A 23,712-nucleotide genomic window follows, 5' to 3' on the forward strand; every position below is an offset into this window, starting at 1 on the left:
GCTAGTCCGCCTTCAGGCTCCCCGCTTCCTGCCAGTTGCCGGAGCAATCGCCGAAGAGGACGGCTTTGAAGTTCTGGCCGGCGGCGCTGCTTGCCAGCGGGTTGAAGGCAATGCCGCCACGCCGGCAGGTGCCGTCGAGCAGCGGTGGGACGACGCTCTGGTTCGGCTCCGCTCCCGGCACGGGAACGAAGGCCCAGTCCGAACCGCAGAGGTCGCCGACCGGAAGCCGGGGGATGATACCGACGACGAACTGGAGGATGCGCGCGGCATCGAGGGCCGAGACGGTACCGTTGCCGCTGACGTCACAGGCGAGCGCTTCGTCGACGTCGAAGGTGCGCAGACCGGTGACCGCACGCAGCACCTGCGCGGCGTCAAACGCGGTGATGGCGCCGGCGTCGCCGCCGGTCTTCACCGGCTCCGCGGCGTACGGTCCCGGCGGCGGTATCGCCACGTACTGCCCCAGCGCGTCGGTCATCGTACCCGGAACCGCGTCGACCTGTACGCCCGGCACCGGCCGGGCGTCACGGTAGTACAGGACCGTGCCGCTGACGGCGATTGCCTCCGGGGTGCCGCTCGGTGTGGCGGTAATCGTGGGCAGCGCGGTCGGCGTATCGGTGGGTGTCTCCGTCGCCGTCGGGGTCGCGGTACTTGTCGGCGTTGCACTCGGCGTGCTCGTCGGGGTTGCGGTCGGGATGGGCGTAGGGGTGAACGTCGGCGTCGACGTCGGGGTATGAGTGGAGGTCGGCGTCGAGGTGGCGGTCGACGTCGGGGTGGGGGTCGCCGACGCGGTGGCGGTCGAGGTGGAAGTCGCGGTCGGCGTGCTGGTCGGCGTGCTGGTCGGGGTGTCGGTCGGCGTGGGCGTCGAAGTGCGCGTCGAGGTCGGCGTCCGTGTCGGTGTCCGCGTCACGGTCGCCGTTGGCGTACGCGTCGCACTGGGGGTGCGCGTCGCCGTGCGGGTCGCTGTGGGCGTGGGCGTATTGGTTGCGGTCCGCGTCGCCGTGGCGGTGCGGGTCGGCGTCCGGGTTGGCGTCAGGGTCGGCGTCCGCGTCGGGGTTATCGTCGCCGTGCCGGTGGGCGTGTGGGTCGGCGTGGCGGTGGGCGTCGGCGTCGGCGTGTCGGTCGGGGTGGCAGCGCAGCCCGACACGCTCAGCGAGCCGGCCGTGGCGGTCGTGCAGGGGTCCTCCCCGACGATGCACGACACCGGCGTCAGGGCAGTGGCGCCGTCATCGAGCGCGGCAAACGTCACGATTGCGACCGTTCCGCTGGCCGCCACGGGATTCAGGCAGAAGGCTCCGATACGGACCAGGCCGGGGGTTGCCACGTTGGCGGCGAAGGTACACGTTTCCGGCTCTCCCGAGGGGAGCAGCGAGCCGGCCACGGCCCCGGTCGCCTGCACCAGCAGCGAGTCGTACGTAACGTCGATGTTGAAGGCGATCACTCCCGACAGGTCACTGGCCTGCACCACGACTTCGGTGGTCCCGCACGCGGCGATGTTGCCGCTGCCCACGGTCACGATCGAGGCGGCTGCCGGACCGGCAACCAACAGGGCGGCAAGGACTATCGGTACGCGTCGCGCGAACTGCCGTCGGGACACCTGAACGCTCCTCCGTTGCGTGCGGGCACGCCGAGTTCCCACACGTCCATTAACTCGGTCCGCCCGCGGTGCCCCCGGTCGAGCGCGGTCTCAGACCTCCGTCTGGTATTCGGATTGTCGCATGTGGCCCGGGCCTGCGCGAGCTGTAAACTCGCCGCTGCCTCGGCTCACGCGTCGGTCGGCGACGGCACCTCGCCCCGCGGTGTCGGCGCGCTCTCGCCGGTCTTGCTGTACTCGAAGGTCAACTCCCGGTCGCCGGCGTCGATCAGCACGCTGCCGCCCTCGTGCAGGCGGCCGAACAGGATCTCGTCGGCGAGCACGCGTTTGATCTCGGTCTGGATCAGACGCGCCATCGGCCGGGCACCGTAAGTGCGGTCATAGCCCTTCTCGGACAGGTAGTGCCGCGCCGCCGGGGTCACCTGGATGAAGACGCGCTTCTGGTTCAATTGCGCGTCGAGCTCGAGTACGAACTTGTCGACGACGCGCTCGATGACGGCCGGAGTCAGGGACGCAAACCGAATCGTCGCATCGAGTCGGTTGCGGAACTCGGGCGTAAACAGCCTTTCGATCACCCTGGAACCTTTGTCCTCGTTGGTACGGCCGCCGAAGCCAATGGCCGGCGCCGCCATTTCCTGCGCCCCGGCGTTGGTGGTCATGATGAGGATGACGTTACGGAAGTCGGCCTTACGCCCGTTGTTATCGGTGAGCGTGGCATGATCCATGACCTGCAGCAGGATGTTGAAGAGGTTGGGGTGCGCCTTCTCGATCTCGTCGAGCAGCAGGACGGCATGCGGCGTCTTGCGGATGGCGTCGGTGAGCAGTCCACCCTGATCGAATCCGACGTATCCGGGCGGGGCGCCAATGAGGCGCGACACCGTATGCGATTCCATGTATTCGCTCATATCGAAGCGCAGGAACTCGATGCCGAGAGCCGAGGCGAGTTGCTTGGCCACCTCGGTCTTGCCGACGCCCGTCGGTCCCGCAAACAGAAACGAGCCGACGGGCTTGTCGGGATGAGCCAGACCGGCGCGCGACAACTTGATTGCCGCCGCCAGCGCCCCGATTGCCTCGTCCTGACCGAACACGGTGAGCTTCAGATCGCGCTCGAGGGTTTCGAGGCGCTCGCGGTCCGATACCGATACCGAACGCGGCGGGATCTTCGCGATGGTCGCCACGACGTGCTCGATGTCCCGAGTACGCACCGAGCGCCGGCGGTGCTCCTCGCCCTGCACTTGCACGATCGCGCCGGCCTCGTCGATGACGTCGATGGCCTTGTCCGGAAGGTGGCGATCGTTGATGTAGCGCGCCGAGAGGTCGGCCGCGGCCCGCAGTGCGCCGCGGGTGTAGGTCACGCCGTGGTGTTCCTCGTAATGCTTCTTCAGTCCCTTGAGGATTTCGTGCGCCTGGTCGACGGTCGGTTCCGGCACTTCGATCTTCTGAAACCGGCGCGCCAGCGCCCGGTCGCGTTCGAAATGGTTCTTGTAGTCCTGGTAAGTCGTGGCGCCTATGCAGCGCAACTCGCCCGATTGCAGAGCGGGTTTCAGGATGTTCGACGCGTCCAGAGCGCCACCGCTGGCCGCCCCGGCACCGACGAGCGTGTGGATCTCGTCGATGAACAGGATCGACTTCGGCTGCTTCTTGAGTGCCGCGAGAACGCCCTTCAAGCGCTGCTCGAAGTCGCCGCGGAAGCGCGTCCCGGCGAGCAGTGCGCCCATATCGAGAGCGTAAACGGTCGCCCCGAGGAGCGCCGGCGGCACCTGCCCGCGGTGGATCTGCAGGGCCAGCCCCTCGGCCAGCGCCGTCTTGCCGACACCGGCCTCGCCGACGAACACCGGATTGTTTTTGCGCCGGCGGCACAGGACTCGTGCCGTCCGCGACAGTTCCGCCTCCCGTCCGATCAGCGGATCGATCTTCCCCTCGGCCGCTTTGACCACCAGGTCGGTGGCGTAGAGGGCCAGCGGATCCCGGCGGGGCCGCCGCTCGCCGTCCTCGTCATCCTCGATGCTATCGTCGTCCGCCGCGGTCGTCTCGCCGCTCGGCTCCTCGGCGATCTTCGACACGCCGTGCGAGATGTAACTGAGCACGTCGAGACGGGTGACGCCCTGCTGCTCGATCAGGTACATGGCGTGGCTGTCCGGTTCCCGAAAGATGGCCACCAGAACGTTGCGCGTGAGAATCTCGTCCTTGCCGGCCGACTGCACGTGGGCCGCGGCGCGCTGGATGACCCGCTGGAACCCGATCGACTGATGCGGTCGCACATCGGCCCCCTCGGGCAGTTGCTCGAAGTGCTCGTCGAGAAACCGTTCCAGTGCCCGTTTCAGCCCTGGCACGTCGGCGCCGCTGTGTCGCAGGACCTCGGCGACGTCGGCGTCGTGGAGCATCGCGTACAGCAGGTGTTCGGTACACACTAGCTCGTGGCGGCGTCGCCGGGCTTCGGACACAGCCATGGCTAGTGCGAGTTCGAGCTCTCGACTGATGCGCATGGCCTAGGCCTCCTCCATGGTGCAGCGTAACGGGAACTCGTTGTCGCGGGCCAGCGCTTCGACCCGCGCCACCCTGGTCTCCGCCACTTCGCGCGCGTACACGCCCGCGACGCCGACGCCGTTCTTGTGTACGTGCAACATGATCTGCACGGCGTCGGTTTCCGACCGGTGGAACACGCTCTGCAGGACGTAGACGACGAAGTCCATGGTCGTGTAGTCGTCGTTGTGCAGCAACACCTTGAACAGGCGCGGCTTCTGGACCTTGCGCGCCGTCCGCGTCTTCGGGACGGCAACCGCCACGTCCGGCTGGTCCGCGTGCCGCTCGCTCATGCGAACCAAAATAGCACCGGTCGCCCCACGGACAAGAACGTCATGGCATCCAAACGCCGGGCGAGGCCGGGACCGTCGGTTCTCGCTCGACAATTGCGCGGCGAACGTGCTAGCCGCGTAAACGAGCCTCGATCCGCCGAGCGCAGAGAGCCGCAGATGAGCGACGATACGGACGCAAGCAGCGCCGACACCGGCGCCGCAACACCCACCGATTTGACTTTGCCGCGCTTACGGTCACGGATCCGGAAATCGACGCCGCGCTCATCGACAGTCGCCTTACGGCGGCGATCGGGGGACCGGGGCTGATGCTACGGCGGCAAGTGGCGGCTGCGATGCGCCGCGGCGCGCGGGGCGTGGTTCTCGCGCTTGTCGTGGCCAGCGCCGCGCCGGTCCTCGGCGCCACCGACATCGTCAACGGGGTCTATACGTCCGACTACCCGACCGTCGGGGCCCTGCTGCGCGGCGGCGACTTCGCCACCGCCGGCGCGTGGTGCACGGGCACGACGATCGGCTGCCGCACGTTTCTCACCGCCGCCCATTGCGTCGAAGGCGACCTCGACCCCGGTCATTACTCCGTCTTTCTTCAGCACGGCGGCTTCTTCAACGTCTCCGCCGTGGTCGTACACCCCGATTACAACTTCCCCGTCGGCGATCTTGCCGTCCTTACTCTCGGCACGTCCGCAGACGGCATCGCGCCGTCAGCCATCAACACCACCGCCACGCCGCCGTTCGGCACCGACGGCACCATCGTCGGCTTCGGCCGCAGCGGCGGCGCCGCAGAGGACTACGGGCTCAAACGCCGCGGGGCGGTGGTCACCGGTTCCTGCCCCGTGGACATTTCGAACACAACCTCGGTGTGCTGGACCTTCGCCAACCCGCTCGATCCGCCCGGGTCCGATTCGAACACCTGCAACGGCGACTCCGGCGGACCGCTGTTCGTGGATCTCGGCAGCGGCGTGTCACTGGCGGGCGTCACCTCGGGAGGGAATAGCGAGAGCTGCCTGCCAACCGACGAGAGCTACGACGTCAACGTCTACCATTACGGGGCGTGGATAGCCGCCGCAGCGGGCGCCGACCTGAACAACACCGCGTGCGGTGCCCTGCCGCAGGTCGGTGGCGTAGGGACCTCGGTGCAAGGCTTCACCGGATCGTTGAACTCGGTGGCAACGCAGGCAGCGCTCACGGTCGAGGTTCCACCCGGGATGAGTGAGTTCCGCGTCGCCCTCAACGCGAAGGACGACGGCAGCGACTTCGACCTGTACGTGCGGGCCGGCGCGGCGCCGACGACCAGCGTTTACGACTGCAAGGCCGACGGGCCGAACCAGTACGGCTTCTGCCGCTTCGTTGCCCCGGCGGACGGCACCTGGCACATTCTGGTCAATCGCTTCAGCGGTTCAGGCCCCTATCAGGTTACAACGACCATATTCGGCACCGACTGCGGCAACCCGCTGAACGCGGGGCAGCCGTGCGACGACGCCAATGCGTGCACGGCGAACGACGTCTGTGCCGCCGGACAGTGCGCCGGGAGCGCCGTCGCGAACGGCCTGCCGTGCGACGACGGCGCTCCGTGTACGCACGGCGACGCATGTCAGTCCGGCACGTGTACCGGCAGCCGCACGCCGCGCTCCGGCTGCCGCACTGCGGTTGTCGCAGGGCGGGGGAGCATCGACCTGCAACGCAACCCGGAGCGACCGCAGAAGTTGTCGTGGAAGTGGGGCAGCGGCAGTGCCACGACGAAGGCGGATTTCGGCGACCCGACGGCGTCCACCGACGTCGCGATCTGCATTTACGACGACACCGCGGGCGTCTCGCAGCCGGTCTTTGCACAGCTCCTGCAGGGCGGCAGTTCCTGCGGGACGCGTGCCTGCTGGACCGCGACGGCGACGGGTTTTTCTTATCGCGATTCGCGCGGTGATGCAGGCCCGATAAGCAAACTCGTCCTGCGTGCCGGCACCGACGGAAGAGCCCGCATCAGTGCCCGGGGTAAGGGCGGCCTTCTCGGTCTGCCCGCCCTGCCGCTCGCGCAGCAGCCGGCCGTCACCGTGCAGCTCAACAACGGCACGACCTGCTGGGAATCGCGCTTCACAACGAACAGCGACAACAACCAGATCCGGTTCAGGGGCCGGGAGTAGCGGGTAAGGCGCTGGAGCGCCCCACCCCGCTCCTACCTCCACGATCATTCACGCCGGTACCAGGATCACCTTGCCCACGGTTTGTTGGCTTTCGATGCGGGCATGTGCAGTGGCGGCAGCCGTCAGGGGCATGGTGGTGATCGGCAGGTGTATGTTGCCGGCGGCCAGCCCCGCGAACAGGTGGCGGTACGCGGCCGGTACCTCGGGCAATCGATTCTGGATCGTGGTACCGAGGAAGTACGTGCGGACGGCGAGGTTTTTCTGGCACCGCAGCCAGTACTCGAGGCCTTCCGCGGAGGGTGGTCCCGCGGCACGCCCGAACACGACCACCATGCCGTCGACCGCAGCAAGGTCTATGGTGCGACGGAACTGCGGGCCGGCAACCGAGTCGAAGACAACCGCGGCACCGTTGCCACCGGTCAGCGCCAGCACGCGCGCCACCAGGTCCTCGCTGCGATAGTTAACGAGGTGCGCGTAGCCGGCTTTCCGCGCCACCTCGGCCTTGTCCGCCGAGCCGACGATACCGATGCTCACGGCGCCCAGCTCGCGCAGCATCGCCCCCATGAAACACCCGACACTGCCCGCGGCGGCATAGACGGCGACCGGCATGCCGGGCTCGATCCGCACCAACTGATGGCTCATGAAGTAGGCGGTCAAACCGGCCACGGGACACGACGCCGCCTGCTCGAAGCTGACGTCGTCGGGCAGTGGAACCACCAGCGGGGCCAGGGTGACGGTCGCTTCGGCGTACGCTCCGTGCATGGCGATCCCGACCACCCGATCGCCGACGCGCACGTGGTCGACCCCGTCACCGACGGCGTCGACCACGCCGGCGAAATCGGTCCCCGGAACGATCGGCAACTCCGTGGCAGGGTCGTCGCCCCGGCGCGTGTTGATGTCGTGGAAGTTGACCGCAATTGCCCGGTTGCGAACCCGCACGCAGCCGGCGAACACCTCCAGCTCCGGAACGTCGACAACCTGGAGCACCTCCGGCCCGCCGACGCGGGTCATGTGAATGGCTTGCATGCTCGGTTCAGTAGCTCACTGCCGCAGATAAAGGGAAGAGGCGGGGAACAGACAGCACCGGCACGGCGCCTCCGACGTTCGGTGTTCGTCTCTCTCCGCTTCGTTACACGCGCAGTAGAAAGGACAGCGGGTGGTGGAAGTCAGCCGCACCCGGCGGGTGGCGCAGAGACCAGTACGACAGGCGACCGTCGTCTTCTTCGACCACGGTCGTCAGGGCCAGGCACAGGGGTTGTTGGAGATAAAGGGCCGACAGGCGCACCAAAGGCACGCGCGCTGCCAGCGCGAGGCGGTCGGACTCGCGGCGTACAGAGATCGCCGGCGCCAGCGACTCCTCGACGGACGAGCGACCATGGCGGTAGCGCTCGAAGGCGTATGCCGCCCATTCGCCGGAAGGCGCCAGATTGATCTCGTGGTACGCTTCCGCTCCGGGCCGCCGCAGGAATGCCTCGCAACAGGTACGCTGCCACAGGCCGTGGGCGCGCCGCGGCGGCCGCGGCTCGGGGACCCGCAAACGCCGCACATCGCCTTCGATCGTAAACCCGATCTCCAGCCCATCGGCACCCGAGCGCCACGCACCCGCCGTCACTGACCGCACGGCAACCGCAGGCGTATCGGGATGGCAGCGCAGCACCTGACCGGCCGCGTCGCTCATTTTCCCCGCTGCGCGTCGATCGCCGCCATAACGCGGTCGAGGTCCTCCGGCAGGTTATAGAAGTGGATGCCCATGTGGATGCAGCCTTCGCGCGCGTTGATGGCGATGCGCTGCTGGTGCATGACGTTGACCAGATCCGCCGCGGTCGGCCCGCCCGGCGGTGGAGCGAACAGCAGAATGCCGGAGCGCTCTTCGACTCCCGCCGGGCTCTCGAATCGAAAGCCGCGGGCGGCAAATGCCGCCACGGCGGCATCGGTGAGCCGGCGCACCCGGGCCTCGATGCGATCGTAACCGAGGGTTTCGAGCAGGCGCAGGGAAGCGTTGAGCGCCGCCAGTCCGAGGTAATTGCGCGAGCCCTCTTCGAAGCGACGCGCCCCGGCCACCGCGGTGCGGTCGTACGGCGCTTCCGGGTCCTCCGGATCGCCGTCGTTGACCAGCCCTCCGGGTCCGAGATGGCTGGTGTCGAGAGCGGCGAGCGCCGCCGGGCTGGCGTAGAAGATCCCCAGCCCCTGCGCACCGAGAAGCCACTTGTGCGTACCGGCGGACAGGAAGTCGACACCGGCGGCCCGCACGTTGAGCTGCAACGCGCCCAGCCCCTGGATGGCATCGCAGAACAGCCAGCCCCGGTGCCCGTGAACAACCTCGGCCAGACCGGCCAGGTCGGCTCGAAAGCCGGAGTTGAACTGCACGAAACTGATCGCCAACAGGCGTGTTCGCGGCCCCCACGCATCCGCGACCATCGCCGGGGTGATCCGCCGCTGGCGCTGGCGCAGGAGGCGCGTGACGACGCCGCGGCGCTCCTGCGCCATCCAGGGCAGGATGTTGGCCGGGTACTCCCCTTGCACGACCAGCACTTCGTCCCCGGGCTCCAGCGACAGGGAGTCCGCCACCCACAGCGCCCCCTCGGTGGTGTTGCGACAGAAGGCCACCTCGTCTTCGGCACACCCCAGTAACCGGGCAACGCTCTCGCGCGCTTCCCGCAGCAGGTTTTCGTGCTCGAAGATCTCCGCCAGTATGGCGCTGCGCGACAACGCCTCGGCGCGCTCCGCCACCGCGTGTACGGCGCACCGGGGCATGACGCCGAGGCCGTTCGAGGCGAAGTACGCGAGGTCGTCAAGCGCCGGGAACTCGCGGCGCAACTCGCGCACCTCGGCGTCGTCGAGCGGTACTCTCACGGCGCCTCCCTGGCCAGACGGCCATCGGCTGGTCGATTCATACGCGACGTGCCTCTAGCACGACACCGCCACCGGCGCCTAGCCTGTCGGAGAAAGGCCCGCTGGTGCTTCGACAAGCTCAGCACGGGCTACCGCCCGCAACCCAACCTGGCGACCGGAACCCGTTCGCCCCGAGTAGCGCCCGTCTTCTCAGGGCGCGTATCGAGGGGCCGCCGTCGTGGTTACACGCCTCCCTCGATACGCCGTCCGAGAAGACGACGGCTACTCGGGACGATCGGTGGGCCACTGCCGCTCAATGACCGGAAAAGTCTGCGCACGGCGCGAAGAAATCTTCAGGCCATGGAGCGGCAGTGCCTTCCCGTTCGTCCCGAGTAGCGCCTTCTTCTGGCGCGTATCGAGGGACAGGCTCGGCAGGAGCGCGCCGCTCGATACGGAGCCCAGGGGAAGGGCTCCTACTCGGGGCGAACGGGCTGGTTGTTCGCTTTGGGTTGCGGGCGGTAGCCCGCGCTGCGCCCGTCGAAGGGTGAGGGGCCGCTTTCTCCGACAGGCTCCCAGCAGGCAGCTTGACTCCCCAGCCGTTCGAGGCCTTCCACCGCCCTGTTCCACCGGCTGTCGGCCCTCCCGATCGGACCGTTTTCCTGTCCGCCGGCCACCAGATTTCATTTGTCGGTGCGGTCTGCTTCGTAGTATGAAACGACATATTCACCATCACTCCGCAACCATCGAGGTGCCGGCCGCATGTCGCAGACTCTCATTTCCGCCTTGGTGCGTTCGTTTGCCGCGGCGCTGATTGCTGCCGTCGCGGCACCGGCGGGGGCAGCCTTCACGACTTTCGAGACCGGGGCTGTCCGGCCGCTGGCCATATCGCCGGACGGCAACCGGCTGTTTGCGTGCAACACACCCGACAACCGCGTCGAGGTGTTCGATATCGGCAGCGGCGGGACCCTGACCCTGGCGGCCTCCGTCCCGGTGGGACTCGAGCCGACCGCTGTCGCCCCCCGCACCGACACCGAGGTGTGGGTCGTCAACCATCTTTCCGACAGCGTCAGCATCGTCGACCTGAGCGCCAACCCGCCGCGCGTCGTACGCACGCTGCTGGTCGGCGACGAACCGCGCGACCTCGTGTTCGCGGGTCCGGGCCGCGCCCGTGCCTTCATTACGACCGCGCATCGCGGGCAAAACAGCCCCGTGGACCCGCAACTCACCACCGCCGGCGTCGGCCGCGCGGATGTCTGGGTGTTCGACGCCAACGCCCTCGGCGCCACCCTCGGCGGCACCCCGCTTACCATTGTCACGCTTTTCGGCGATACGCCGCGCGCCCTCGCGGTCAGCCCCGACGGCAACACCGTTTACGCCGCCGTGTTCCACTCCGGCAATCGGACCACGGCCATCAACGAAGGTCTGGTCTGCGACGGCGGCAGTGCAGCGCCGCCGTGCGTCTTTGGCGGCACCACTTATCCCGGCGGGCTGCCGGCCCCAAACGTCAACGTTCAAGGAATAAGCGGGCCGGAAACCGGCCTGATCCTGCAATACAACGGCAGCCAGTGGGTCGACTCGGCCGGACGCGACTGGAGCACCGCCGTCCGCTTCGACCTGCCGGATCGGGACGTCTTCGCCATCAACGCCGCCGCCAACCCGCCGGTGCAAATCGGCGGGGCAGCCGGCTTCGCGACCGGGGTCGGCACCATCCTCTTCAACATGGTGACCAACCCGGTCAGCGGTAAGCTCTACGTGTCCAACACCGAGGCCAACAACCTCACGCGTTTCGAAGGACCGGGAGGCGGTGGGAGCACAGTCCTCGGCCACCTGCACGAAGCCCGCATCACCGTGCTCGATGGCATCGGCGTCTCGCCGCGGCACCTGAACAAGCACATCGACTACGGCGTCCATCCCTCCCCCGCCGGGGTGAAGGAGCACAGCCTCGCCACTCCGGTCGAGATGGCGGTAACGGGCGACGGCACCAAACTGTACGTGGCGGCGTTCGGCTCCAGCAAGGTCGGCGTCTTCGACACCGCGGAGCTCGAGAACGACACCTTTGTCCCCAGTTCCGCCGCGCACATAAGCGTTGCGGGCGGAGGACCGATCGGCCTCGCGCTGGACGAACCGCGGGACCGACTCTACGTCCTGACGCGCTTCGACAACGGCATTGCCGTCGTCGACACGACCACCAACACCGAAGTCGATCGCGTGACGCTCTATAACCCGGAGCCCGCCGCTGTCGTCGACGGCCGCCAGTTCCTTTACGACGCGCGCCTGACCTCCAGCAACGGCGAGGCGGCATGCGGTGCTTGCCATGTCTTCGGCGACCTCGACCATCTCGGTTGGGATCTCGGGAACCCCGACGACACCGTCCTGAACAACCCCAACCCGTTCCGCCTCGGACCGAACGGCGACCCCGACTTCCACCCCATGAAGGGACCGATGACCACCCAGAGCCTCCGGGGCATGGCCAACCACGGGCCGATGCACTGGCGCGGCGACCGCACCGGGGGCAACGACCCCGGCGGCGATCCGCTCGACGAGGACGCCGCCTTCAAGAAGTTCAATGTTGCGTTCGAAGGTCTGGTGGGACGGACGGCGCCGCTGACGGATTCGGAAATGCAGGCCTTCACCGATTTCGTGTTGCACATCACCTATCCCCCCAACCCGATTCGCAACCTCGACAACTCGCTCACCCCCAACCAGCAACTCGGCCGGGACTTCTACTTCACCCGCCTCGCGGACGCCGGGCTGCTCACGTGCAACGGGTGCCATGCGCTGAACCCGGGCGCGGGCTTCTTCGGCAGCGACGGCTTCTCGAGCTTCGAGGGCGAGCCGCAGCACTTCAAGGTGGCTCACCTGCGTAACCTCTATCAGAAGGTCGGGATGTTCGGCATGGCGGCGACGCCGTTCTTCACCGGTGGCGGCACCAACGCCCACCGCGGCAACCAGATCCGCGGCTTCGGTTTTCTCCACGACGGCAGCGTCGACACCGTCTTCCGCTTCTTGAGCGCCAACGTCTTCCTGTTCAGCGGCGGCGATGCCGAGCGCCGCCAGGTAGAGAGTTTCGTGCTCGCCTTCGACAGCAACCTGGCGCCGATCGTCGGCCAGCAGATCACGCTCACCAGCAGCAACGACGCGGTAGTCGGCCCGCGCCTGGACCTGTTGGCCCTGAGAGCCGCGGCCGGCGAGTGCGACCTTGTGGTCAAGGGCAACCTCGCCGGCGAGGCGCGCGGCTGGTTCCGCAATCTCGCCGGCCAGTTCCAGGGCGACCGCGCGGCCGACGCGCCGGCGAGCCCGGCAACTCTACGTTCCCAGGCAGCCATCGGCGGGCAGGAGAGGACGTACCTGTGCGTGCCGCCCGGATCGGGCGTGCGCATCGCCGTCGACCGCGACGAAGACACCTACTTCGATCGCGACGAGATCGACGCCGGGTCGGACCCGGCGGACCCCGACAGCACGCCCGGGCCACTGCCCACGCCGACCCCCGCCGCCTGCGCAGGCAGTCAGAGCCTACAGCGCGCCCGCTTGCGCGTAACCCGCAACCTCCCGCCGGCCGGAGACGAGTCGCTGACGATCTCCGGCGAGGCGACGCTGTCCCCGGCGATCGATCCGACCGCCGATGGGTTTGCGTTTCAGGTCCAGGACCTCAACGGTCAGGCACTGTACGGTAGAAGCCTGCCAGCCGGCAGTGGCTGGACCATCAACTCCCGCGGGACGCGCTGGCGCTTCGACGATCGCCGCGGCGCGATGACCGGACAGCCGATTACGGTAACGATCGTCGACCGCTCGACGCGCGCGCCTGGCCTGTACACGGTGCGGGTCCGCGCCCGCGACGGCAGCTACCGGGTGGACCCCTCCGCGCTCCCGGTACGCGCGTTCCTGGGCTTCGGACCGGGGGCAAACCAGTGCGCCCAGCGTGCTTTCAGCCCCGCCGGCGGACCGCGGCCCGATTGCACCGCGTCGGGGTCAGGGAACACGATAAGCTGCCGGTAACTTCGACTGAACGCCCGGTGCACGATGGAATCGCGCCTGCAACCGCGCTGCCCTATCGATGGAGGACTCGGCGCTCTCATTACGTTCCGTCGGCCCCCGAACGGGAGGGCAAGGCAGTCGCGGTGCGGCCCGGCTCGGACGCCGCACCGCGACAATCCCGCCGCAAGTCAAGTCAACGGCACGACCAGTGACGTTAGCGCCGGGCCGCACCGCACAACGCCAAATCGCGCCCCCCGGGGTGACTGAAGAAACCCGAATGTCTATACTGAACCGCGGAGGTTCTCATGGGCGCAGACGCGGCCAGAATTGTCACCAGGTCCCGCCCCGGCGTCCACCCGATATCGCCCCAACTCGGGCTCTCTGGAATCCCGGCGACAAGCGGTTGGAATTACAGCGAAATAATCGATCACTTTCTTCTTGACAAATTTTTCGTCGGCGCGTTAAAAGACACTAGGTTCGACGGCCAACCGAGGCGGAACCCGAAACCCAGAAGGAGGAATAGATTATGTTGACGGCCAGGTATTTCGCAGTAGCGGCGGCGTTGCTGGTGTCGGGTGTCTTGGCGACCCCGGCGGCTCAGGCACAGACGCCGGCAAAATCGAAGAAGCACGATCTCGACATCACGCGAGCGTACGATCCGTGCCCGAACACGGTCATCGCGCCGGACGTGGACATCTGCACGCCGGTCGCGACGGATACGACTTCGGGTTGGATCCAGGCGAACGTGAAGGTGAAGCCGAGCGGTAAGGGCCCGACGGTGTACGCGAAGGGCAAGGGCTTCTCGGGCTCGGCACCGACGAAGGTCGGCCTGCGGCTGAGCCTGCGAACCACGAGCTCCACCAAGGTCTATCAGCTCGCGGCGCCGGTGATCTGCGGTACGACGAGCGGTTCGAGCTGCGGCTACTACTTCGCGGCCGCGGATGGCAAGATCAACGGCAAGCAGCTCCTGTATGACTGCTTGGTGAATGCCGGCATCAACAGCACCACCGCCGCTCAGATCGCGAAGGATAACATCGAGATCATGGACGCCGAACTGGTGAACTGCGACACGGGCGACGTGTTCGGGAAGCCGGGTATCCTGCAAGCAGCGTGGTAAGCAGCCGTAAGTAAGGGCGTATTATCCGTCTCGGTGAGTCTCGGCGCGCGCTGTGCGCCCGCAGCACGCGCGCGGTTCCCGGTTTCGTTCGGGCGCCGCAGTAACGTACGGCCGTCAACGTTCCTCAAAGGGGGACGGGAGTTGCACTCCGGCGGCACGGCGAACATCGACCTAGGCCGCTGGATGTGGCCGCGAACCTGAACGGGCCGGGTCCTCCCTTGGGAGGGCCCGGCCCGTTTCGTTACTGGCCGCTTCCAACGCCATCTCCCGGACTCACGAGCCCAACCGCGGCGCCCTGCTTTCGCCGCGCAGCACGCCGATCACCTTCCCGGCTGCCTCGCCCACGGTTTTACCGCGTAAACGACGACGGTCTGGTCCCAGCGTACGCTGTGACCGGGGCCGGTCTTGGTGTCGAGAGTCGGCGTCACCACCCAGTGGGCATGGCGCCCCACCGGCGTAAGAACGAACCCCGGCACTACCGGCGCCGGCGATCGCGTGTCGCCAATCCAGTACGTCGGCCGATCCCGGCAGAAATGCGCGACCCCGGCAATCAGCGACCCCTTGAAGCGTGACAGCAGGAACGCCGGCGCGTCGCGCTCCACCCACAGGGCTGGCGCAAAACCCCACGCGGCGAGGTCACGGTCGACCAGTAGACACGCTCCCGGCGGCACCAGCTTCGCCACGGCATCTATCGTTGCCGCGCCGCCACGATAGTGGGGCGCACCGCGCAACTGGGCCAGTGGCGGCATCTGGCCGGCCAGTGCCGCGACAAACAACAACCCCGCGACCGTCCAATGCCACCGACCCGCGGCGTACCGGCATAAGAAGGCCACCCCGAAGCAGAACGCCGGCACGACCACCGGTACCGCCCTGCGAACCAGCCAGATCGGCACCGGCGTCGCCTGCGGGGCGAGCATAAACTGCGCTACGGCAACCGCCATGAGAACGGTGAACACCCGCGCCACCGCATCTCGCGGCCTCATCTCGACTGTCCATAACGCCAGCCCCAGGGCCCCGACCGCCAGCGTCGGAACCCCGACGTACCCCGCAAGGAAGGCGAGATCCGCACCTCCGCGCTGCCACTGACCCCACAGCGCCAGACCTGCCGCGAAAACCACCAACGGCCAGACCCCGCGCCAGGCCGCGAAACGCCGCCGGCACAAGACGTAGAGCCCACCCACCGCCACGGCACCGCCGAGCGCCACCGTCGTACCCCATGACGCCTGCTCCCCCGCCCGCAACAGCCGTTGCCCGAACGATACGAAGATCGCCCAGTAATGCGTCCGGAACCAGAGCAAATGTGCCGCCGCGTGCACCCACAACACACCGGCGCAGGCCAGTATCCACAGCCGATCCACCCGTGACCGCCGCTCACCCAGCCAGAGCCCGATCGGCAGGGCAACACCGAGAAAAGCGACGTTGTCAAATCGCATCAGGCCGGCCATCCCGAACGCCAGCCCCGCGAGCACGGCGTCGGCCCGCCGCTGCGTCGCCCCCCACCGAGCGAGACACGCCAGCCCACCCCATAAGAAGAACTGCCCCGGAACCTCGGGCATGAGGAATCGACCGTACCAATTCTGGGGCGCCGACAGGGCCAGCAGACCGACGAATAGGATCGCCGTCACACGCCCACGGCTGCGTCCGGCGAATTCGAACATCGCCCATCCGCTCAGGCCGCCGAAGAGGACGACGATCCAGTGCATCGCCGCCGTCCCGACGAGCGCATGCGAAACCGCAACCCAGACGATCAGGAGATGATGAAATGCCGGGATCACCTCGCCACCGTCGAAGGTGGACAGGATGAAGCTGCCCACCAGCCTCGCATATGGCGGTTCCCCGTATATCCCCGTCACCGAAGGAAACAGGGCGTATTTCGCCATCGGCCCCATGAGGGGTACCACCGCATCGTCAATGATCAGGCTGCCGTGCCGGGACAGGTAAACTCCGGCTGCAAGATACGCGGCGGAATCGGATCCAAGAACCCGCGTGTCGAGCGGCGGCAACAGCAACACCGACGACAGACCGAGCACCGCCAGTCCCTGCAGGTCGCGGCGGTCGTATGCCGGCGGACGGCGGCCACGGCCCACGGCCGCCCCCGCGCCCGCCACCGCAGCCATGCCCAGCAACAACGCCGGCAAAGAGAAGACGCCGAACTCCGCCAGCACAAACCCCAGCCACGAAGAGCAACACGCGCTGAGCAGTACCTCCCGGAACAGGCGGCTGCCGTCGTCCACGCCGTGCGCCGTCCGCCGCAGCAAATAATGGCCCGGAGCGTACAGGCACAGATAGGCAGCGAGCAGGATCGGCAGGAACAACATATACGCGGTCGGAATCGCCGGTTGGCCGGGACTGCCGAGCAGCCCTATCCGACCGACAAAGCAAGGGTCAAGGGCGCGGCGGGACTATGAATTTCCTTGAAACTGCCCTGCGCCAATGTCAGGGTCTTACGGTACCCGGCAATGCCCCTGCCCAAGCTGATCATCCAGGTCCCCTGCTTTAACGAGGAGGAGCACCTCGCGATCACCCTGCGCGATCTCCCCCGTCACGTCCGCGGTGTCGGTACGGTGGAGATCCTCGTGATCGACGACGGCTCGAGCGATCGCACCAGCGACGTGGCCCGCGCCAACGGCGTCGACCACATCCTGCGCCTGCCCAACAATCGCGGGCTGGCGTATGCCTTCCGCGCCGGCCTCGACGCCGCCCTGCACCTCGGGGCTGACATCATCGTCAACACGGATGCCGACAACCAGTACTGCGGTGCCGATATCGAAGAACTGATTCAGCCGCTGCTCGCCGGCGCCGCGGTGATGGTCGTCGGCGACCGCGACCCGCGCAACCTGCGCCACTTCTCGCCCTCCAAACGCGTGCTGCAGCACTACGGTAGCTGGGTCGTGAGAACCCTGTCCGGCACCAAGATCCCCGACGCCACCAGCGGTTTCCGCGCCCTGAACCGCGATGCGGCAATGCGCCTCAACGTGCTGTCCGACTTCACGTACACTCTGGAAACCATCATCCAGGCCGGCAAGAAGAAGCTGCCGGTCACCCACGTGCCGGTACGCACCAACCCCGAGCTGCGCGAGTCGAAGCTCTTCAACAGCACCTGGAGCTACGTCAAGCGCTCCGCGGCGACCATCCTGCGCATCTACGCGCTCTACGAACCCCTGAAGGTGTTCTCCTTGATCGGCGGGACGCTCATCCTGATCGGCACATCGATCGGTATGCGCTTCGTCTACTACTACTTTACCGAAGGCGGCCGCGGACACCTGCAGTCCCTGATGCTGACGGTGCTGCTGATCATCATCGGCTTCCAGACCGTACTCATCGGTCTCGTCGCGGACCTCATCGGCTCGAACCGTTCGCTCATCGAGGACCTGCTCTTCCGTCTGCGGCGCATCGAGCTGGGCGAACGGGGCAACGGCAACAAGGTGGAGACCGTCGTCCGCGGCCCGACCCTTGTCCAACGCGCCAAAGGAGACCATTCGTGAGCCCCGGCTGCGGCGCCCCGGAGCGGCCGCCGCAGCGCGTGTGTTTCTTCGGCACCTACGCGCGCCAGCACACGGCCACGCGCCTCCTGCTGCGCGCCTGCCATGCCGCCGGCGTCGAGGTCGTCGAGTGTCACCGGCCGCTCTGGGAAAAAACCCGCCACAAACACGCAACCTATTTCGGCGCCCGCTCGGCCGCCGTCCTCGCCAGCCAGTACGCCAGCGCCGCTTTCGCCCTCGCTCGTAATCGCCGCCGCCTCCGGGACGTACCGCTCTACGTGATCGGCTTCAACGGCCAGCTCGATAGCCTGTGGTTGCGTCTGCTGCTAGGCCGCGAGCGTACACCCGTGGTGGTCGCCCCGCTGGTGACCCTCAGCGAGACCCTGGTCGACGACCGTCAGGTGTTTCGTGCCGGTTCGTGGCGCGCGCGCGGCGCCGCCAGCATCGATCGGCTCAGTCTGGCGACGGCGACCCGGGTCGTCATGGACACCGACGCCCACGGCCGCTACGTCGCCGACAACTTCGCCGTGCCGGCCTCGACCATATCCACCTGGCATCTCGGAACGGATACGAGCGTTTTCGCACCCACCCCGCTGCCGCGCGACCGCCGCCCCTTGCGCGTGCTGTTCTACGGGTCGTTCCTGCCCCTGCACGGGATTCGCACGGTCGTCGAGGCGGCGGCCCGGCTCGCCCACCGCTCCGATCTCGAGTTCATCCTCGCCGGCGGCGGCCCCGAACACGCCACGGCAATCGCTCTGGCGCGCGATGCCCGACTGACTCGGATCGGGTTCGTCGAGTGGATGTCCTACGAAAGCCTCGCCGAGCTCGTCGCCAGTGCGCACATCTGCCTCGGCATCTTCGGCACCTCGGACAAGGCGCGCATGGTGATACCCAACAAGGTGTACGAAACGGCGGCCCGCGGACGGCCCATCGTCACCGCCGACACGCCCGCAATCCGCGAGGTGTTCGCGCACGGCGAGACCGCCTGGCTCTGCCCGGCCGGGGACGCCGGAGCTCTCGCCGAAGCGATCGCCACCCTGGCGGACGCCCCGCGGCTGCGCCAACGCCTCGCCGAGGGCGCCGCGGCACTGCTGGCCGACCGCTTCGCCCCCGGCGCCCAGGGCCGGCGTCTGGCCGCCATCTTCGCCGCCGCCACCCACCACCGCCCATGAGTGCCACGGTCGGTATCGTCGTCCTCAACTGGAACGGCGACAGGGAAACGACCGCCTGCATCGCCTCGCTGCGCGCCCAGCACTACCGCGAGAGCTTTATCGTTCTCGTGGACAACGACTCCAACCCCGACGTGCGTGCCCGTCTGGACCGTGCCTTCGGTGACGCCCACGACGTCGAGTGCTGCTGGCTCGACACGAACCGCGGCTATGCCGGCGGCATGAATGCCGGCCTCGCCGTCGCCTGCCGCCGCGGCGCCGATCTGCTGGTCGTCATCACCCAGGACGTCGTCTTCGCGCCGGGCGCGCTGGCCGCTCTGGTCGCGGGCGCCGCCGATACGGGCGCCGGCATCGTCGGCCCGCGGGTGCTCGACGCGCGCCGCGCGGGACACGTGCTCTCCATCGGCGAGCGCGTGTCGGTGCCCCTGCTCTGCGTGCCGCGGACATTGCTGCGCTATCGCGTTCCCCGCTCGCGGCCTTACGCGGTCGGCGGCGTCATGGGCTGCGCAATGCTGCTGACGCGCCGCTGCGTCGATGCCGTTGGGGGCTTCGACCCGGAGTTCTTCGCTTACTACGAAGAGGTCGACCTCTGCCTGCGCGCCCGACGGCACGGCTTCGGTATCGCGTGTGCACCCGAGGCTGTGGTAACCCATGACGGCATGCGGGGATTTGCGGCCGGGTTCACCGCCGTCAGCGCCGAGCTCAAAGCGCGCAACCTGATTCGACTCATCCGCCGCTGGGCCCGACCCGCCGACTATCTCATCCTCCTGCCCACCTACGCCCTGCTGCTGGGAGGTAGCGCCGCCCTTTACGCCGCCCGACGCCGCACCGACGTGCTGAGCGCGCTCTGGCACGGCATGATCGCCGGCCTCCAGGGCAAGAGCGGCCCCCCGAACCATTAACCCCCCACGACCCCAAGCCCCCCATGCGCATCGGCATCGGCGCCATTCTCGGCACGCTCGGCGGACCCGCCACCTACGCCCGTGCGCTCGTCACCGCCCTGGCCGCGATCGATTCCGACCACGAGTACGTCGTCATCACCGACGCCCCCGACACCCTGGGGGTGCAGGCCCCCAACGTGCGCTGCGCGGTGGCCCGGTTGCCGACCCCCTTCTTGCAGCCGGTCTGGGACCACCTCTTCGTCCCCATTGCCGTGCGCCGCCACCGCCTGGATCTTTACCACGGCACCAAGGGCATCCTGCCGGTGTGGACCGGCTGTCCGGCCGTGGTGACCGTGCACGATCTCGCCGTCTATCGCCAGCCCGAAACGTTCGCGTGGTTGCAGCGCATCCACCTGCGCAGCCACACCCCGCTGGCCGTGCGCCGCGCGGCGCGCGTCATCGCAGACAGCGAATCGGCAAAACGGGACATCCGCGAGCGATTCTCGGTGCCGGACGAACGCGTAACCGTCATTCCCCTGGCAGCCGCGCCGATATTCGGTCCGGCACCGTGCGCCGACGACGCACGCATTGCCGCCGCCATGGACCTTCCCGCCCGTTACGTTCTCTATGCGGGTACGATCCAACCGCGCAAGCACGTCGAGCTGCTCGTCGACGCGTTCGGGGGCGTGGCCCACGGCGACACCGCACTTCTGATCGCCGGGCGTGCCCGCCCTGGGTACCAGCCGGCGTTTCTCACCCGCCCGCCACCGGGGGTGCGCTATCTGGGTCCCGTCGGCGACGCCGAACTGGCGGTGCTCTACCGGCGTGCGGACGCGCTGTTCAGCCTGTCTGGCTACGAGGGGTTCGGCCTCTCCCTTCTCGAGGCCATGACAAGCGGCTGCCTGGTGGTCGCGGGACGGAACAGTGCCGTGCCCGAGGTGGTGGGCGACGGTGGCATCCTGTTGTCAGAGTTTACGCTGCCGGCCGTGCGGGAAGCCCTCGGCCGCGTGCTGGCAGGCGATCCGTCGCTCGCGGTCCTGCGCGCTCGCGGCCTCGAACGGTCCCGGCAGTACAGTTGGGAAGCGACGGCGCGCCGGACGCTGGCGGTATACGAAGCGGCGCAGCCGAACCGCTGAAACCTACCCGACTCCTCCCCTCGCCTGTCTTTCGGGCGACAGAACGACTCACCCGCCACCGCGCCCTTCTCGGACGAGGCAGGTGCACATCTATCCCGGGCGGAGATTTCGCCCACGTAACAATGTTACGCGATTCTTAACGTCCTATGGACGGGAGATGCGGGATTGGCAGGGCACGCCGCCCTACAAGCGGCGGTTTGAAGTGACCGAGGTGAGCAGTACAACGCCAGTGAGCAGTACAACGCCAGATGGAAAGAAAGGGAGGACAAGGAAATGAGGAACGTAGGGAATAGGTTGTTCGCGTATGCGGTCGCCACAGTCGCGATTGCCTCTGTCGCGCAGCCGGCGCGGGCCTACGTGGGTCCGCTGCTAACCTGCGCCCCGACCGTCGGGACGCTCGCACCCGTAACGTTCAAACCGGGGCTGGACTGCGACGAGGAAATCCACAGATTCGATACCAGCGTAATGCTGGATGGCTGCGCAACCGGTCCGGCCAACTGGGACTGGTGGGCATATGGCAGGTACGGGAGCCGCATATCGCAATTTAACGCCGACAGGGTCACGAAGGCATCTGTCTCGCTCAAGGGGTCGATGTTCGGAAGCTGCAACTTCTACGACAGCGAGCCGTGGGGCAGCCCCGGGGTCGCAGCGCCCAGCGCATCCGGCAAGCTTAGACTGTACGACGCAAACGGCTTCCGGATATTTGGCGGCTCAGGCGAGTTCTTCGCCCGCATCGTCGACGACTTCGACTTCTTCGACCCCGCGTATATAGTGCTCGGCATCATGACCAAAGGCTTCGGCGCCGGCGCGAAGATTAACCTTCGCCTCCAGTACGACACGGGAAACCCTTACAACGCTGAGGTCTTAGGGTGCAGCATATCTGGCATCGATCCCTGTCCAGTCGAGGCACCGCAGATCACAGTGCACCTGATGACCAGCTATCTCAGCTATCTTGAAGTGTATTTTGGCGGCGAGGGAACCTGCACGGGGACCGGCACCCCGTTGAAGTGCTGCACGGGCGAGGGTACCGGCTCGACCTGTCAGGGGCTCTAATCTCCCATACGCCTGGCGCCGGAAACGAACGCCGCGCCGACCCGGAAACGCAGGGTCGGCGCGGCGTTCGTATCGGAGCCGCGGCATGGATAAGCCGGACGAAACGTCGCTACAACCAGGCGGGGCCTACCCGCCCCACCCCGATCGCGGATTCCCCCCTGTCCATCGCATTTTGTCCGTGATATAAGCCTCGGCATCGCGCATACTAGTTGCCGTTGGGTATGCGCCCGGGGCGGCCGGGCATTAATGGGGCGGGGCACAGAGGGAGAACGCGATGCGCAAAGCGCTGCTAGCCGTAGTACTGACCCTGCCTCTGGCATTCGTGGCCACCGCCGCGTCGGCACAGTGCACCGGGGCGCTGGGCACCAACCCCTGCGCACCCGGCGGCGGCTCGCGAGTTTCCGAGTGCCAGATGGAATGGCTGTTCCAGCCCATGCCCAAGCGACTCATGAACGGGGTGCCGATTGCCGACACGTCCAGAAGCATCCAGCGCAATCGAATCATCTGCTACGAAGGCGACCCCCGTTGCGACTTCGACGGCAGCTACACGAACAATAGCTGCACGTTCCAGACCCAGGTGTGCATCAATAACGGCGACCCGCGCTTCCCCAAGTGCGTGCCCAGCAGCCTCGCCAACTTCGAGGTGCTGCGTCCCAGGCCCGGCTCGGGCACACCCACGGACGCCGCGAACCTGGCGACCCTCGAAGGGCAGTTCGGTAGCGGCGGCTTCGGCGTGACGGTCGTTCGCGGCTCTACCATCGCGTCTCCCGGCTCCCCGAACGGCGCGGCCAACCTCTGCAGCGCATCTCTCTCGCTCGTCGTCCCCCTTACGTGGACAGGCGGCACCTCTTACACATCCGGTATCCGGCGCCTCCGGACTCAGACCACGAGCCCCGCGGGCAGTCGCGACGCCGACTCGCTCCTGCTCATCTGCCGCGCCAGCACGTGCGGAAACGGCATTGTCGAGACCGACCACGAAACCTGCGACGACGGCAACCGCGCCAACGGCGATAGCTGCAACCAGGCCTGCCAGATCGAGACCGGACCCACGGCGACGCCCACGGTAGCGGGCCCCACCAATACGCCGACCGAAACGCCAACCGTCACCGTCACGCCCACGGTGACGAACACCCCCACGATCACAAATACCCCTACGATCACGAACACCCCCACGATCACGAATACACCGACCATCACCAACACCCCCACCGTCACCGCAACGCCGACCGAGACGGCGACCATCACCCCGACCCCGAGCGTGACCCCCACCCAGGGAGCGATTACTATTCCGCTCCGGATTTTCCCCGGCGGCGGTGCGCCGCTGACCTGTCAGGGCACCTGCTCGGGCGGGCCGACTCCGGGCAAGGTCTGCGGTAACAACGCCGACTGCGGCAGCGGCGGTACCTGCGCCGGCAGCAAGAAATGCTCTGGCGGACCGTACGCGAATCAGTCCTGCACGACCGCCGGCCAGTGCAACGGCTGTACGCCGAACACCCGGTGCACGGGCGCCGGTGTACCGGTGGCCTGT

General features: G+C 67.5%; 15 protein-coding genes and 1 pseudogene. 9 read left to right on the forward strand and 7 right to left on the reverse strand.

Going from position 1 to position 23,712, the window contains the following annotated elements; genetic code table 11:
• Position 1 precedes the first annotated feature (1 nt).
• The 3 genes from L6Q96_15205 to clpS form a co-directional block, all read right to left on the reverse strand.
• Entirely contained in the window at positions 2-1,594 is a 1,593-nt protein-coding gene (locus tag L6Q96_15205; GenBank protein MCK6555903.1) for a dockerin type I domain-containing protein, read from the reverse strand.
• A 167-nt stretch (positions 1,595-1,761) separates the two neighbouring features.
• Positions 1,762-4,077 carry an ATP-dependent Clp protease ATP-binding subunit ClpA gene (gene clpA / locus L6Q96_15210; protein ID MCK6555904.1) on the reverse strand — a complete coding sequence of 772 codons (2,316 nt, stop codon included), beginning with the start codon at positions 4,075-4,077 and terminating at the stop codon, positions 1,762-1,764.
• Positions 4,078-4,080: 3 nt separating this feature from the next.
• A complete protein-coding gene (gene clpS, locus L6Q96_15215) occupies positions 4,081-4,407 on the reverse strand; it encodes an ATP-dependent Clp protease adapter ClpS (protein MCK6555905.1) in 327 nt (108 codons plus the stop codon).
• A gap of 305 nt (positions 4,408-4,712) precedes the next feature.
• Between clpS and L6Q96_15220 the strand changes: the two genes are divergently transcribed.
• Positions 4,713-6,539, forward strand: a complete 1,827-nt coding sequence (locus L6Q96_15220; protein ID MCK6555906.1) for a trypsin-like serine protease — start codon at positions 4,713-4,715, stop codon at positions 6,537-6,539.
• A 48-nt stretch (positions 6,540-6,587) separates the two neighbouring features.
• Here the strand turns inward: L6Q96_15220 and L6Q96_15225 are convergent, their stop codons facing one another.
• The 3 genes from L6Q96_15225 to L6Q96_15235 form a co-directional block, all read right to left on the reverse strand.
• Positions 6,588-7,565, reverse strand: a complete 978-nt coding sequence (locus tag L6Q96_15225; GenBank protein MCK6555907.1) for a zinc-binding dehydrogenase — start codon at positions 7,563-7,565, stop codon at positions 6,588-6,590.
• A 103-nt stretch (positions 7,566-7,668) separates the two neighbouring features.
• Entirely contained in the window at positions 7,669-8,217 is a 549-nt protein-coding gene (locus L6Q96_15230; protein MCK6555908.1) for a DOMON-like domain-containing protein, read from the reverse strand.
• Entirely contained in the window at positions 8,214-9,392 is a 1,179-nt protein-coding gene (locus L6Q96_15235) for an aminotransferase class V-fold PLP-dependent enzyme (GenBank protein MCK6555909.1), read from the reverse strand. Before L6Q96_15235 ends, L6Q96_15230 begins: the two co-directional genes overlap by 4 nt.
• 738 nt (positions 9,393-10,130) lie before the next feature.
• Between L6Q96_15235 and L6Q96_15240 the strand changes: the two are divergent.
• Positions 10,131-12,836 (forward strand): annotated as a pseudogene (locus tag L6Q96_15240) (beta-propeller fold lactonase family protein).
• A 1,036-nt stretch (positions 12,837-13,872) separates the two neighbouring features.
• Positions 13,873-14,463 (forward strand): hypothetical protein, encoded by a 591-nt coding sequence (locus L6Q96_15245; GenBank protein ID MCK6555910.1) that lies wholly within the window; start codon positions 13,873-13,875, stop codon positions 14,461-14,463.
• A 320-nt stretch (positions 14,464-14,783) separates the two neighbouring features.
• Here the strand turns inward: L6Q96_15245 and L6Q96_15250 are convergent, their stop codons facing one another.
• Positions 14,784-16,781, reverse strand: a complete 1,998-nt coding sequence (locus tag L6Q96_15250) for a hypothetical protein (protein ID MCK6555911.1) — start codon at positions 16,779-16,781, stop codon at positions 14,784-14,786.
• Between the two features lie 141 nt (positions 16,782-16,922).
• On the opposite strand from L6Q96_15250, the gene L6Q96_15255 reads away from it, so the two are divergent.
• The 6 genes from L6Q96_15255 to L6Q96_15280 form a co-directional block, all read left to right on the forward strand.
• Positions 16,923-17,948 carry a glycosyltransferase family 2 protein gene (locus L6Q96_15255; GenBank protein ID MCK6555912.1) on the forward strand — a complete coding sequence of 342 codons (1,026 nt, stop codon included), beginning with the start codon at positions 16,923-16,925 and terminating at the stop codon, positions 17,946-17,948.
• A complete protein-coding gene (locus L6Q96_15260) occupies positions 17,945-19,117 on the forward strand; it encodes a glycosyltransferase (GenBank protein ID MCK6555913.1) in 1,173 nt (390 codons plus the stop codon). The genes L6Q96_15255 and L6Q96_15260 overlap by 4 nt, the downstream gene beginning before the upstream one ends.
• The gene (locus L6Q96_15265; protein MCK6555914.1) at positions 19,114-20,016 is read left to right on the forward strand and encodes a glycosyltransferase family 2 protein; all 903 of its coding nucleotides are present in this window, start codon (positions 19,114-19,116) and stop codon (positions 20,014-20,016) included. The genes L6Q96_15260 and L6Q96_15265 overlap by 4 nt, the downstream gene beginning before the upstream one ends.
• Before the next feature lie 23 nt (positions 20,017-20,039).
• Positions 20,040-21,131, forward strand: coding sequence for a glycosyltransferase family 4 protein (locus L6Q96_15270; protein MCK6555915.1), 1,092 nt, complete (start codon positions 20,040-20,042; stop codon positions 21,129-21,131).
• A 273-nt stretch (positions 21,132-21,404) separates the two neighbouring features.
• A complete protein-coding gene (locus tag L6Q96_15275) occupies positions 21,405-22,184 on the forward strand; it encodes a hypothetical protein (GenBank protein MCK6555916.1) in 780 nt (259 codons plus the stop codon).
• Between the two features lie 274 nt (positions 22,185-22,458).
• Positions 22,459-23,712: hypothetical protein (locus tag L6Q96_15280; GenBank protein MCK6555917.1), on the forward strand; the 1,254-nt coding region annotated here is incomplete at its 3' end.

The organism is Candidatus Binatia bacterium (assembly GCA_023150935.1).
Taxonomy (GTDB): Bacteria; Desulfobacterota; Binatia; order HRBIN30; family HRBIN30; genus JAKLJW01.

What these genes read in the sequence shown, in the direction of transcription:
- clpA (MCK6555904.1), bottom strand. Translation starts at nt 4,077, where the DNA reads ATGCGCATCAGTCGAGAGCTCGAACTCGCACTAGCCATGGCTGTGTCC.
- clpS (MCK6555905.1), bottom strand. Translation starts at nt 4,407, where the DNA reads ATGAGCGAGCGGCACGCGGACCAGCCGGACGTGGCGGTTGCCGTCCCG.
- L6Q96_15220 (MCK6555906.1), top strand. Translation starts at nt 4,713, where the DNA reads ATGCTACGGCGGCAAGTGGCGGCTGCGATGCGCCGCGGCGCGCGGGGC.
- L6Q96_15225 (MCK6555907.1), bottom strand. Translation starts at nt 7,565, where the DNA reads ATGCAAGCCATTCACATGACCCGCGTCGGCGGGCCGGAGGTGCTCCAG.
- L6Q96_15230 (MCK6555908.1), bottom strand. Translation starts at nt 8,217, where the DNA reads ATGAGCGACGCGGCCGGTCAGGTGCTGCGCTGCCATCCCGATACGCCT.
- L6Q96_15245 (MCK6555910.1), top strand. Translation starts at nt 13,873, where the DNA reads ATGTTGACGGCCAGGTATTTCGCAGTAGCGGCGGCGTTGCTGGTGTCG.
- L6Q96_15250 (MCK6555911.1), bottom strand. Translation starts at nt 16,781, where the DNA reads ATGTTGTTCCTGCCGATCCTGCTCGCTGCCTATCTGTGCCTGTACGCT.
- L6Q96_15255 (MCK6555912.1), top strand. Translation starts at nt 16,923, where the DNA reads ATGCCCCTGCCCAAGCTGATCATCCAGGTCCCCTGCTTTAACGAGGAG.
- L6Q96_15265 (MCK6555914.1), top strand. Translation starts at nt 19,114, where the DNA reads ATGAGTGCCACGGTCGGTATCGTCGTCCTCAACTGGAACGGCGACAGG.
- L6Q96_15270 (MCK6555915.1), top strand. Translation starts at nt 20,040, where the DNA reads ATGCGCATCGGCATCGGCGCCATTCTCGGCACGCTCGGCGGACCCGCC.
- L6Q96_15275 (MCK6555916.1), top strand. Translation starts at nt 21,405, where the DNA reads ATGAGGAACGTAGGGAATAGGTTGTTCGCGTATGCGGTCGCCACAGTC.